This is a genomic window from Pseudomonadota bacterium (genome assembly GCA_022361155.1).
GTDB lineage: Bacteria > Myxococcota_A > Polyangia > Polyangiales > JAKSBK01 > JAKSBK01.
The window spans coordinates 1-11921 of sequence record JAKSBK010000113.1; the positions used below are offsets into that span (position 1 = coordinate 1).

At 65.1% G+C, this 11921-nt stretch carries 10 protein-coding genes; 4 read left to right on the forward strand and 6 right to left on the reverse strand.

The window, feature by feature from the left end; translation table 11 throughout:
* On the forward strand, positions 1–210 hold a 210-nt coding region (locus tag MJD61_04015; protein MCG8554443.1), incomplete at its 5' end, for a hypothetical protein.
* Here the strand turns inward: MJD61_04015 and MJD61_04020 are convergent.
* From MJD61_04020 to purB, 6 genes are all read right to left on the reverse strand, one after another.
* Complete coding sequence (locus tag MJD61_04020) at positions 183–2717, reverse strand: transglycosylase SLT domain-containing protein (GenBank protein MCG8554444.1); 2535 nt, start codon at positions 2715–2717, stop codon at positions 183–185. The genes MJD61_04015 and MJD61_04020 overlap by 28 nt on opposite strands.
* A 258-nt stretch (positions 2718–2975) precedes the next feature.
* Complete coding sequence (locus tag MJD61_04025; protein ID MCG8554445.1) at positions 2976–3191, reverse strand: hypothetical protein; 216 nt, start codon at positions 3189–3191, stop codon at positions 2976–2978.
* Between the two features lie 244 nt (positions 3192–3435).
* Positions 3436–4467 carry a hypothetical protein gene (locus tag MJD61_04030; GenBank protein ID MCG8554446.1) on the reverse strand — a complete coding sequence of 344 codons (1032 nt, stop codon included), beginning with the start codon at positions 4465–4467 and terminating at the stop codon, positions 3436–3438.
* 138 nt (positions 4468–4605) lie between these two features.
* A complete protein-coding gene (gene purS / locus MJD61_04035) occupies positions 4606–4845 on the reverse strand; it encodes a phosphoribosylformylglycinamidine synthase subunit PurS (protein MCG8554447.1) in 240 nt (79 codons plus the stop codon).
* Positions 4842–5819, reverse strand: a complete 978-nt coding sequence (locus MJD61_04040; protein MCG8554448.1) for a phosphoribosylaminoimidazolesuccinocarboxamide synthase — start codon at positions 5817–5819, stop codon at positions 4842–4844. Before MJD61_04040 ends, purS begins: the two co-directional genes overlap by 4 nt.
* A gap of 2 nt (positions 5820–5821) precedes the next feature.
* Positions 5822–7216: an adenylosuccinate lyase gene (gene purB, locus MJD61_04045; GenBank protein MCG8554449.1), complete on the reverse strand. Its 1395-nt coding sequence runs from the start codon at positions 7214–7216 to the stop codon at positions 5822–5824.
* A gap of 135 nt (positions 7217–7351) precedes the next feature.
* On the opposite strand from purB, the gene MJD61_04050 reads away from it, so the two are divergent.
* The 3 genes from MJD61_04050 to MJD61_04060 form a co-directional block, all read left to right on the forward strand.
* The gene (locus MJD61_04050) at positions 7352–7933 is read left to right on the forward strand and encodes a Smr/MutS family protein (GenBank protein ID MCG8554450.1); all 582 of its coding nucleotides are present in this window, start codon (positions 7352–7354) and stop codon (positions 7931–7933) included.
* 114 nt (positions 7934–8047) lie between these two features.
* Entirely contained in the window at positions 8048–9571 is a 1524-nt protein-coding gene (locus MJD61_04055; GenBank protein MCG8554451.1) for an aminotransferase class III-fold pyridoxal phosphate-dependent enzyme, read from the forward strand.
* A 91-nt stretch (positions 9572–9662) separates the two neighbouring features.
* Positions 9663–11921, forward strand: a 2259-nt coding sequence (locus MJD61_04060) for a TonB-dependent receptor (protein ID MCG8554452.1), incomplete at its 3' end; no start/stop codon positions are given.

Consider the following 11921-nt stretch of genomic DNA (forward strand, 5'->3'; position numbering starts at 1 on the left):
CGAAATGATGTGAGCCCTAAGGCGTCGGGTCAAAATAACATCGCCACTTCGATTTCGATCCATCCCGTCCAGCGGTGTTGCGCCGCCTTCGAATACAGGGAGTATTCGCGCGACAGCGCGCCTTGCTGGCCGGGCGCCTCAAAGCCGACCTGGCAATGTTATTTTGACCCGATGCCCAAGACTCAGAACGATACGACGGTGTCGGGCTGAAGCGGCGGCAGCTGGGTTTCGATCGGTGTCATCGGCAGCCCCTGCTGGGCGCGGTAGGCGGCGTAGTGGGTCAGCACCCTGCGCACGTAGCGATGGGTTTGAGAGAAAGGTATGTGCTCCAGAAAAACGTCCAGGGGCATACGGTCGCCGTGCTCTCGAAGCCAGGTGCGGACGTTGTGGGGGCCACCGTTGTAGGCAGCGACCGCCAGGGGCAGGCTGCTGTCGAAACGTGTAAGAAGCGAGGCGAGATACCAGGCCGCGAACTCTAGATTCGTATCTGGATCGAGCAGGTCGGTGGTCTTGAAGTTCTCTCGCCCCAAACGTTCGGCGATCAATCGTCCCGTGCGAGGCATGATCTGCATCAAGCCCACGGCACCTGCCGTGGATACGATCCGACGATTGTAGATGCTCTCCACTCGCATCACCGCAAACAGCAGGTTGGGATCGAGATCGTACTTGCGCGCGGCCGTCTCTACGCGCTCGGCGTATGCGCGAGGTCGCTCGACAACTCGACCCCAGCCGGCAAAGCGCGCGGACACGCCTGGATCGCCCAGCAGCTGAGCCGCCTTGGACAAGCTGGCACGAGCCGCGGGCGCAAGGTCTGCCCGCAGCTTCCGGATCGCCTTGTCTGCCGCACGCGGTGGCGGTGCCTCCCCTCGATACAGGGCGTCGAGCCCCGAGCGCAGGCGGGGTGCACCGCGCGCCTCACGCCAGGCCAAGTACACCTCGTTGAGCTCGTCGGCCGCAGCTTCATGCTCGTCCAGCTCGACCAGCTGCAGCGCTCGCACCAGCCAGGGGTAGCCCTCGGCGTGCGCTTCCACCACGGGCTTCATCAGCTCGATGAGCCGTTGCGTGTCGGCCGGCGCAACGCTCGCCTCCTCGCTTGGCACGTCGGGAGATAGTCTCCCCGCCTGCCCGCGCGGCCGGTCCCGATCGAGGTGACGGCTCAGCTGTTGCATGATGAACTCGGTGTCACCCGCGGTGGCCTGCCGTGTGTAGACCGGCGAGTCCGCATCCACCAACTCCTGCGGTTCGGCGGCATCACCGTCCGCGGGTGCCGGCGCGTCCTCACCCCATTTCAGGTCCGGGGTGCACGCCATGGAGCGCCGGTTCTCAAGCGCCCATAGCCGCTGCTCCGCCCACAGCGCGTAGTAGCGCGTCGCGCTTTCGTCGTACTCGCGTACGCGAAAGTACTCGGCTTCCGCCTCCCCGAAGCGCCCCAGACGCTCCATCGCGCGGCCGTAGTGATAGCGAGCAGCCACTGCGTAGCGCCGAACATCGAAAAGGGTACGCAGAAGGCCGGCGACACGCTCGTCCGATGCGACGCCGATCGCCGACATCGCCGCATCAAACCGGTACCTGGCTGGCAAGGTGCTGCGGCGCTGCATGGCGTCGAGCAACCGATCGGCCGTGCTTGCAAGTCGACCCTCTACCGCCAGCGGCAGTGCTCTGCGCAGCTGGAAGTTGCTGAGCCGGTGGTAGGCTTTGTTGCCCCGAATGGCGTGGATACGCGCCCGAGCGTCGCGCGCCGCCTGGTTCTCGTCGATCCGCTGTGCGACAGGTGAGCCAGCCGGTCTGAGCAACCGGCCCACTGCGGCCGCATCTGCACCGAGGGTGCGCGCTCGCTGGGCCGCCGCTCGAACATCCTCCCAGCGGCCCTGCACCCGCGCGATGCGCGCGCGCAGCAAGTGCCCTTCGGCTCGCACCTGAGCCGAGGGGTGGTCAAGGAGCTTGTCGACCGCGTGCTGGCCTTGCTTCGCGCTTCCCATGCGCACCAGGCGTCGAGCCCGCCGCGTCAGCTCTTGCGGCGAAAAGCGACGCACCCAAACCCGCCGCTTGCGCAGCTCCTTGAGCTTGTGCCGCGCCTGTACAGCGACCTCCGTCCAGGGAAAATGCTCGTCGATATGCCGATAGAGCGCACCCGCGCCGCTGAGCCTGCCGCGTCGCTGCCGATGCTGTGCCTGCTCCCAAAGCAGGACCAGCCGCTCGGGCAGCCCAGGATACGTGTCCAGCAGTTGTGTGAGCGCCGTTTCCGCGCCGAGCCGGTCGGTAGCGAGCAGCGCCCGCACCCGCCCCACACGAGCCTTGGCGGCCACCGCGCGATCCATGCTGGCGGCCGCTCGCTCATACTGCTTGAGTGCCTGCTCGAATCGCTGCAGGGCCATGAACACGTCCGCTTGCATGAGCGCGACCCGGTCCGCAATTACCGGCACGGCGTGCTCGACGACCCTCAGCTGCAAGATGCCGTCGGGCAAGCGTCCCGCATCGATCAGCTCACGCGCGTGCAGGAGCGCGCGCCGGCCCTCGGCCATGGTTATCGGATGGGTCCATGGCACGCTTGCAAACGAGCTACGTGGACCGCAATCGACCGGAGGTCCCACCAGGGAGTCGCGCACGTCGGGATTGAGGGCACACAGCGGATGGCCTGCCCAGGCTTGTACCGATTCCGACTGGAGGAATGCCAGCCATGCCGCGCAAACGAGCATGAGGGAGGAGCGACTTCTCACGTACACTACATTTTGGTAGACAAGACGCATGAACGCAAAAGCAGTAGCCTGGAGCCCGGCCTCGTCCCCGATCGGACCCCGAATTTCGGATTTATCGGATTTTTTTATAAATACGTGATCAACCCAGCAGGAATTCTTGCTCCCCGCCGGGTCTCGAACGCCACGGACCACGCTGCAAAGCCGGCCTCTTTGCTCGGCCTCGGGTTTCTGTCGCGTCCAAGAGGTTCGTCGGGGCAAGACCATCCTCGCTATGGTTTCCTACGGCTTCGCCGGCTGCGCTTTGAGCCCGCCGGCAGGCTGCTGCAGCCGCCTGCTGGCGGCGGGTTTGGGAGCGGGCTTGGCCGTGTCGACGCCTGGGGCTTGCGTCGCGGCTTCGAACGAAGGCACATCCTGCCCGAGCGCTGGAACCAGTACGGTAGCTGCCCCAGCGCCGGCAATCAGCAGGTACGCCACGAGGATGATGGTCTCCCGCATGGTCGGAAAGACGCGTTGCTCGTGCTGAAAAGGCAGTGAAGGCTCTGCACGCATTGGCACCCTGGTACCACGCCGCCTGCAAACCTGGCCAGTTTTCGGCGAACCTGGCCTGCCTCGACCAGTTGCCCTTTGGCGGGCGCTTGGGAGGCGCCGTCATCGAACCCTGGCAGCGAAGCCCGGTCCTGTGCCATCTGCACAGGTTGTTGTTGCCAAAGGCCCCTACCGCAGCGAGAAGCCGGTAGTGCTACCGAGCGCGCTGGGCACGCCGCATCACCCACACGAAACACAGGACGGCCGCTGCCAACGTCAACACTGCAGCCAGCTGGCGCGGTGATCGGCGTTCGGGCCGGGCGATACGCAAGATCCCCACCACGTCCGTGTCGTTCTGGCCCATGGCGCGAGCAAGCTCCAAAGCCGTGTCGCCGGTCGTAGGGGTCAGCTTGCCTTCGAGCACGGGGGGCAGTGTGCCGCTCGCGCCGACGGGCTGCTCTACGAATAGGCGACCGCCGGCCCCCCTGACCGGGACGTAGGAGCGGCCTCGAACGGCCTGGGCCGCATCCGCCCCGACTTGAGCAGCTACCAGCGTTGCGTCCTTGGGCACTGCACTGCCTCGATGCTCCTTGAACGAGTCCTGCAGCTCCGCCAGTCGGAACCACGCTGGCATGTTGGTCTCGAGCTCACGCATGCGCAGCAAGCGCCCTTCGTGACGGTCGCTCGCCAGCCAGCGTCGTTCCTCTGGACTCCGGGGGACAAGCGGGGGTGACAGAACCCACAACCGAGCCTGTGTGTGGCGCAACGGTATCAGATAGCGGACCTCCTCGCTGCCCGACCCCGTCTGCCGGCCAGACGCGGCTCGACGCCCGCCAGTAGTGCGGCGGCTGCGCGCTTCGGTGTCTCCCGGAAGGCCGCGCGGCTCCTGGTCTCGCCGGAGTTGGCGTCGCAGCACGTACTTGTCGGTCGCCAAGTCCGCTGGCAGGACAACCACGCACCCCACGAGCTCGTCCATGTGTTGCCACTGCATTTCCCGCAGGCGAAAAGCCTCGCCGGGCGAGCAGTTGGCGAAAGCAGGGCGGCGCAACCCTGTGGGGAACAGCAGCGAGCTTGGTTCCGTGGCGGCCTCGAGCCGCACCTGCGTGGATCGGCGCGTCGCGAGCACCTCTCCGAGCTGCTCCAAGCCGAGGGCGCGCGGCTTCGCCTTGAAAGGGCGCTCGAGTTTCCAGTAAATCCCCGCCACGCATAGACCTGCAGCCAGAACGGCTAGAACCCAGCGCAGCATCGAGCGTCGATCTTACGGCCCGCGGGAGATTAACTCATCCATTTCGCCGGTTCTGACCAGCGCCGGCCATCCTGCGTCGCGCCTCGCCAGCGGCGCCCAGACCTCGCCGAAATGCACGAGCTATTCTCCCGCCGGCCCTTACTTCGTGTCAACTTCGAAGCGAAAGTCCTCGATGACCGGGTTGGCGAGCAGCTTCTCGCACATGTCCCTGAGCTGCTGCGCGCTGGCGGCGGCCGGCTCCAAGTCAAGCTCCACCAGCTTGCCCACCCGCACGTCCCTCACCCCTTCGAAACCGAGAGCCTGCAGCGCCCGACACACAGCGCTTCCCTGGGGATCGAGCACATCCTTGCGCAGCGTGACAAGGACCCGAGCTCTCACGGTGATCCACCGAACCAGGGGCGGAGGTTCGATCGCAATCGCTCGAGCGGCGGCTCCAAATCGGGCGTGAAGACGGCCCCACGAATAGCATCGCAGGCCTCGATGTAGCGATGAGCCGCCTCGATGCGGACGTCGCCCGGTATCTCCGGGACATGGCCTTCCCCACGAAAGCCGCGGGCAGCAAGCCAGCGGCGTACGTATTCCTTGTCGAAGGACTCCGGGTCCTGTCCCGCAGCACAGCGCTGCTCGTAGCTGTCGGCGAACCAATACCGAGACGAATCCGGTGTGTGGATCTCGTCGATAACCAGCAGTTCTCCCTCGGGGCTGTATCCGAATTCGTACTTTGTATCCACGAGGATTAGCCCGCGCTCGCGACACACGCTTTGGCCGTGCGCGAAGAGCGCCAGCGAGTAGGCCGCAGCGCGATCGAAATCCCGGGCGCTGACAGTCCCGCTCCCAACGATCTCCTCACGCGACACGTTGCGATCGTGTGCGCCATGAGCGGCCTTGGTTGTAGGCGTGAGCAGCGGTTCAGGCAGCCTCTGATGCTTGATCAAGCCATCGGGGAGACGGTGACCGCAAAACTCCCGCTCTCCCTTTTCGTAGGCTGTCCAAATGCTGGTGTCGGACACCCCGGTCAGGTAGCCCCTGACCACCATCTCGACTTGCAAGGGACGGCATTCCCGCACCACCATCGCGCTCGGATCAGGCACTTCGAGCACATGGTTGGGCACCAGCGCTCGGGTCTGCTCGAACCACCATGCGGCCACTTGATTGAGGACCTGGCCCTTGAACGGTAACGTGCCGAGCACGCGATCAAAAGCGCTAATGCGGTCGCTGACGACGATGATGCGCTCGCCGCCGGCCGTGCTGTAGTTGTCGCGGACCTTGCCCTGGTAGCGCTGCCCCAGCTCGGCAAGGTCTGTGCGCTCGAGGGTTGTGCCGAGACCTCGACGAAGAACTGCCCTGTCCACGCTCACTTCTTCCTCCCAGGCGCCCTGTCGATCCCGGGCGCCCTGTCGATCCCGGGCGCCCTGTCGATCCCAGGCGCCCTGTCGATCCCAAGCGCCCTGTCGATCCCAAGCGCCCTGTCGATGATCGAGTCGGCGTACTTGCACGCCTGCTCGATGTTGAACTGGGCGCCGATCTCATCTGCACTCAGGTGCTGCACGATGGCGGCGTCGTGCAGTAGCAGGTCGCGGAAACTACCCGCACGGCGGAATGCCTTCATCGCATTGCGCTGCACCAGCTCGTACGCCTGCTGACGCTCGAGGCCCTTGTGTACGAGCGCCAGCAGGATACCCTCGCTCGCCCACAACCCGTCCGACGCGTCGACGTTGTGCCGCATCCTTTCGGGATAGATGACCAGCCCCTCGATGACGCGGCGCACCCGGTCGAGCATGAAGGCCAGCGTGGCCGTTGCATCCGGTCCGATCATGCGCTCCACGGACGAGTGAGCGATGTCCCGCTCGTGCCACAGGGCAACGTTCTCAAGCGCGGGCACCGCCGCGGATCGCACGACTCGCGCCAGTCCACATAGGTTCTCGCTCAGCACCGGATTGCGCTTGTGAGGCATGGCGCTCGAGCCCTTCTGACCTGTGCCGAAAGCCTCCTCGGCTTCTGCCAGCTCGCTGCGCTGCCAATGGCGCACGTTGGTCGCGAAGCGCTCGATGCTGGCCGCCACCAGCGCCAGCGAGCCGAAGTAGGCAGCGTGCCTGTCGCGACACACCACCTGCGTGGCCACGGTTTCGGGTCGCAGGCCCAACTCGGAAAGCGCCTGCTGCTCGAGCTCCGGGCTGAGATGTGCGTAGGTGCCCACTGCGCCGGCGATCTTGCCCACGGCGATTTCATGCCGCGCGCGGAGCAGCCGCGCCCGGCCGCGCAGCAGCTCGCTGAAATGACCGGCCAAGACCACACCCATGGTGAGGGGTTCGGCGTGAATGCCATGGGAACGTCCCATCATGAGGGTGTGGCGATGTTCCTCGATCCGCTTGCGAAGCGCCGCGAGCACCCGGTCCATTCGCGCGATGAGGGCATCGGCGGCGTCGCGCATGAGCAGTGCAAGCGAGCTATCCAAGACGTCGGACGAGGTCATGCCCAGATGCAGCCAGCGCGCGGGTGGACCGGCGAGCTCCTCGATGTGGCTCAGAAACGCGATCACATCGTGCCGCGTGGTCTCCTCGATCGCCTCGATGCGTGAAGGCTCGATCCGGTCACGCACACCCACCACGCGTTCGGCCGTGCCTTCAGGGACGCTGCCCGCAGCCTCCATGGCCCTGCATGCGGCCAGCTCGACATCGAACCAGGCTTGGAACCTGCGTCGAGCCGACCAGAGCTCGGCAAAATCCGGCGGCGTGTAGCGAGGGATCATGGGCGCGCCAACGTAATCACTCGCCGGAGGAAACGCAAACTGGAGGCCCGCCACCATACCGTCGCGCCATGCTGTAGCCGTTCAGGCGCCGAGCACTCCGATGAACGATCGCGCTATGCTTCTGGCACAAGCACCATGTCGAAGAAGCTCATCCGGCCGGAGAAGGTCGAAACCGCGGAGCGCGGCGCATTCGAGCAGGCAATGAAAGACGTACGCCCGCTTTCCGGTCGCGGCACGCGCATCGTGCCACGGCACGCCCCCGGTGCGGTAGCGAGCGCCGAGCGGCCGCGATCCGACGCACTGCCCCCGCAACAAAGCCATGCCAGCCTCGTCGTACGCGAGCGACACGGCGAAACGTACCTGATGTCTGCCTCCGGGGTCTCCAAGCGTATCCTGCGCAAGCTGCGTGGAGGTGCCTTGCAGCCGGAAGCCACCCTCGACCTGCACGGCCTCAACCAGCGTGAAGCTCTGGACGAGACGCAGCGGTTCATCGCAGCGGCCTGGGCGCGTGGCCGGCGCTGTCTTCTGATCGTTCACGGCCGCGGCCTGCGCAGCGGGCAGGGCGGGCCGGTGCTGCGCGACGCGCTGTTGGACGCGCTGGCGCGTTGCTCGAGCGGACGCGTGCTGGCGGTGGTAAACGCCCCGCCACGCCACGGCGGAACGGGGGCGGCATTGGTGCTGCTGCGGCGCTCTCGCAGTGTACCCGATCAAACCTAGTGCCTCGCCACAGGGCGCCAGGGCTGGGGCCAAACGATCAGGATTCCTGTGGCGAGGCACTAGGGTGGCTGGACTCGCGTACTCCCTCAGGCTAGTACTCACGGCGGACAATCCATGCACAGTGGAAAGCTCAGCTCACCCGCGCAGGCTGCAGCCGCCGAGCACCCGGCGCTGTCGCTGCTTCACGAGATGCGCGGCTTTGGCGGGGGGACCGTCAAGACGGTCGGGCTCTCGGACGTCGAGCTCCTGCGCTTCATGGAAAAGGACTCCGCACTGCCGGACGCCATCGAACGGGCACACGTGCGGTGGCAGGGCCTGCGGCGCGAGCAGCCTGTGTTGCTGACCGCCGACGAAGCGGATCAAATCAGCACGCTCCAAGCTGGTTTCCTCAACTTCTACTCGCCCGAGGCGGTCAATCCGTACGTCGCGCTCGCGGCCAAGGGTCCCTGGATCGTGACCAGCAAGGGGGCGGTCGTACACGATTCGGGCGGCTACGGGATGATGGGCTTTGGCCACAGCCCTTCGGAAGTCCTGGATGCGCTCTCCCGTCCACTCGTGATGGCCAACATCATGACGGCATCGCCGAGCCAGCTGCGCTTCATGACGGCGATTCGACGCCACATAGGCCAGACTCGATCCGGCTGCCCGTACGATCGCTTCGTGTGCCTGAACAGCGGCTCGGAATCGGTATCCATGGGCCTGCGCATCGCCGACATCCACGCCAAGTCCATGACGCAGCCAGGAGCTCGCCACGCCGGACGTACGATCCGCGGCCTGTCGCTGAAGGGCGGCTTCCACGGTCGCACTCACCGGCCTGCTCACTTCTCGGACTCCACGCTTGCGGTCTACCGCCGGTACCTTGCCTCGTTCGAGGGAGACCAATCCCTGCTGACCGCAGCCCCCGACGATCTTGAAGCCCTCGCGCGCGCGTTCGAACAAGCCGAGGCGGATGGTGTCTTCATTCAGTGCCTGCTCATGGAGCCCGTGATGGGAGAAGGAAACCCGGGCCGCGCTATCGGGCGGGCGTTTTATGACGTGGCACGCCAGCTTACCCGAAGGCACGGTGCGCTCCTGCTCGTGGACTCCATACAGGCGGGATTGCGCGCCCACGGCGTGCTGTCGATCGTCGACTATCCGGGTTTCGAGGACTGTGATCCACCCGATATGGAAACCTATTCGAAGGCGCTCAACGCCGGGCAGTACCCGCTCTCCATCCTGGCGCTGCGTGCCGAGGCCGCCGGCATCTACCGTCGTGGACTCTATGGCAACACCATGACGGCCAATCCGCGTGGTCTCGAGGTAGCAACCGAGGTGTTGCGACAGGTGACACCCGAGGTGCAACAGAACATTCGGGACCGCGGGGCCGAGCTGAAGCAACGACTTCAAGCGCTGGCAAACGAGCTTGGCCCGGAGTGCATCAGGCGCGTGCAGGGGTGCGGACTGCTTGTGAGCTGCGAGCTGGCCCCGAGCTACAAAGCCTACGGCGCTGGCAGTGTTGAAGAGCAACTGCGTATCGGTGGCATCGGAGCCGTTCACGGCGGGCGGAACGCGCTCCGTTTCACGCCCCACTTTCGGGTCACGTCGGAAGAGATTTCGCTAATCGTCGAGCACCTGCGCAAGGCGCTGAGCCGGCGGTAGGTACCCGTCCGAGAATGGGGCGGCGGCACAACCGGAGATTGGCGCGCGGTTGCCGCATATCTTCAAAAGTGCAGCCAAGAGACCAGGATTCATGACAAGAATCTCCAAGAGCGGAAACGACCCAAAGGGCATCTTCACTGCCCTTGCTACCACCTTCTGCTCCAACCTGGTTTCGAGTATGCCAACCAACACATCACGAATCGTCTTCGTTCGGCGGCCTTCGCTGCAACTGCTTGGCGTCGCGCTGCCCAGCGTGGTCTGGGCTGTAGTGGGGATCGCCTCCCCTTCATCGGCGCAACAACATTCGGAGCCGCCTGGCGCTGACAAGCAGCCGGAAGGCGAGCCCGCGAACGCGCCCGGCGCAGCACAGCAACCATCACAAAGCGCGGCACAGGAACCCGCGCAGGCACCCGGCGTGCAGGCCACGCCCGCAACGGCAAGCCCCGCGGCCGGACCGGCACAAGGCACAGAGCCCGCCGAGCAGATCCTCGTGCGGGGCATCCGTGGCAGCCTGCGCCGCGCCACTGATGTAAAGCGCGAGTCGAACGCGATCGTGGATGCAATCGCCGCCGAAGATCTAGGCAAATTCCCTGATCAAAACGTAGCCGAGTCGCTGCAGCGCGTTGCCGGGCTGTCGATCGACCGTAACGGCGGAGAGGGTCGCTTCGTGACGGTGCGCGGCCTGGGACCCCAGTTCAACAACACCCTGCTCAACGGGCGTACCATGGCGACCGAGACCTACGGGCGCCAGTTCAGCTTCGACCTGCTGGCGGCCGAGCTGATCAGCGGCGCCGAGGTTCACAAGGCGGCCACGGCCATGCTGCAGGAGGGCGGCATCGGCTCTACCATCAACATCAGGACGGCTCGGCCGCTCGATTTTCCGGGTTTCAGGGCAGTAGCCCGAGCCATGGGGCTGTACGATGCGAACTCGGGCAGCGTGACACCCCAGGTCTCGGGTCTGGTCACCAATACGTTTCTGGACGGGCGGCTGGGGGTATTGCTTTCGCTATCCCATCAGCGCCGCAAGGCGCGTGTCGACCGCATCAACACCCGCAACTACAACGCGGGTACGACGCTCAATTTGCCGGACGGCAGAACCCTGACCGGCGTCTTCGCGCCGCAGAACTACAACCAAAACGTCGACTTCCAGCAACGCGTGCATACGGGTGGCACCGCGGCGCTGCAGTTCGATGTGTCCGATACCGTGCGGCTGACTCTGGATGGTCTGTATTCCACTTTCAAGGTGACCTCGGATCAGAGCCACCTCGGCCATTGGTACACGGCGGAGCAAATCCTCGATGCCCAAGTCGATCAGAACAACACCCTCGTCTCGCTGACCCACAGCGACAAGGGTGCCACCGACTACATCAACGCGACTACCAACCGGCCCACCCAAACCTGGATGCTAGGGCTCAACGGCCGCTGGGATGCGAGCGAAAACCTGGTGTTGACGGCAGACGTTTCCACTTCGTCGGCGGCAACCAACGGCGGCGGCCAGGACCGCTGGGTCGTGATCGGCTTCTACAACCCCTCGATGTACGACAACACGGTGCCGGGCCAGCTGCCGTCGATCTTCGACATTCCGCAGGGGCTGCCGATGCACAACATTCCACCGGGCCTCCCGCTCAATACCGTAGACTCGACGCGAGCCCGCGCGCACCATACCTACCTGACCGGGAGCGACGTCAAGGATACGGTGTACGAGGCCCGGCTGGACGGGGAGCTGAGGCTGGGCGATGTCGGGCTGCACACGCTCCGGTTTGGCACCTATGGCTATGCGCGCAGCAAGAGCGACACCGTCTATCACAGCAACAATCCGACACTCAGCCAGGGCACCGGCCCCATAGAGTGTTTGTATTGCGGTTATCACACCGACATCCGGGACGACCTTCTGAAGCCTTTCGATGCCGGGAACTTCTTTTCCGACCTGCGAGCGAACATCCCCAGGCAGTGGCAGACCTTCGACTACGTTTCGTACTTGAACTGGCTCCAATCTCCGGAGGCGCAGGCGAACTATGCCATGGCGAATCCCATGAGGCCGCCGAACTACTGGAACCAGGTGATCATGGAAAACGGAGGATTCGACGCCTTGAAACAACCCGCGAGCAGCACTGTCCGCGAGCGGGTCTTGGGGGCGTACACCCAGCTCGACTTCGGCGGCGACCTGAGCGACATGCCCTGGTCAGGCAATCTGGGGCTTCGTTACGTCTATACAACGCAGCGTTCGGAGGGTGAGCGGCGCAATCTGGAGGAGCTGGTCTACGCCGATGCAACGCTCTTTCAGGCCATCTACGGACCATCCACGCCGATGTCGGTGCCCAAGTCATACGGAAACATCCTGCCGAGCCTC

Excerpts from the sequence above, each read along its gene's own strand:
- MJD61_04025 (MCG8554445.1), bottom strand. The coding sequence starts at position 3,191 with ATGCGGGAGACCATCATCCTCGTGGCGTACCTGCTGATTGCCGGCGCT.
- MJD61_04030 (MCG8554446.1), bottom strand. The coding sequence starts at position 4,467 with ATGCTGCGCTGGGTTCTAGCCGTTCTGGCTGCAGGTCTATGCGTGGCG.
- purB (MCG8554449.1), bottom strand. The coding sequence starts at position 7,216 with ATGATCCCTCGCTACACGCCGCCGGATTTTGCCGAGCTCTGGTCGGCT.
- MJD61_04050 (MCG8554450.1), top strand. The coding sequence starts at position 7,352 with ATGTCGAAGAAGCTCATCCGGCCGGAGAAGGTCGAAACCGCGGAGCGC.
- MJD61_04055 (MCG8554451.1), top strand. The coding sequence starts at position 8,048 with ATGCACAGTGGAAAGCTCAGCTCACCCGCGCAGGCTGCAGCCGCCGAG.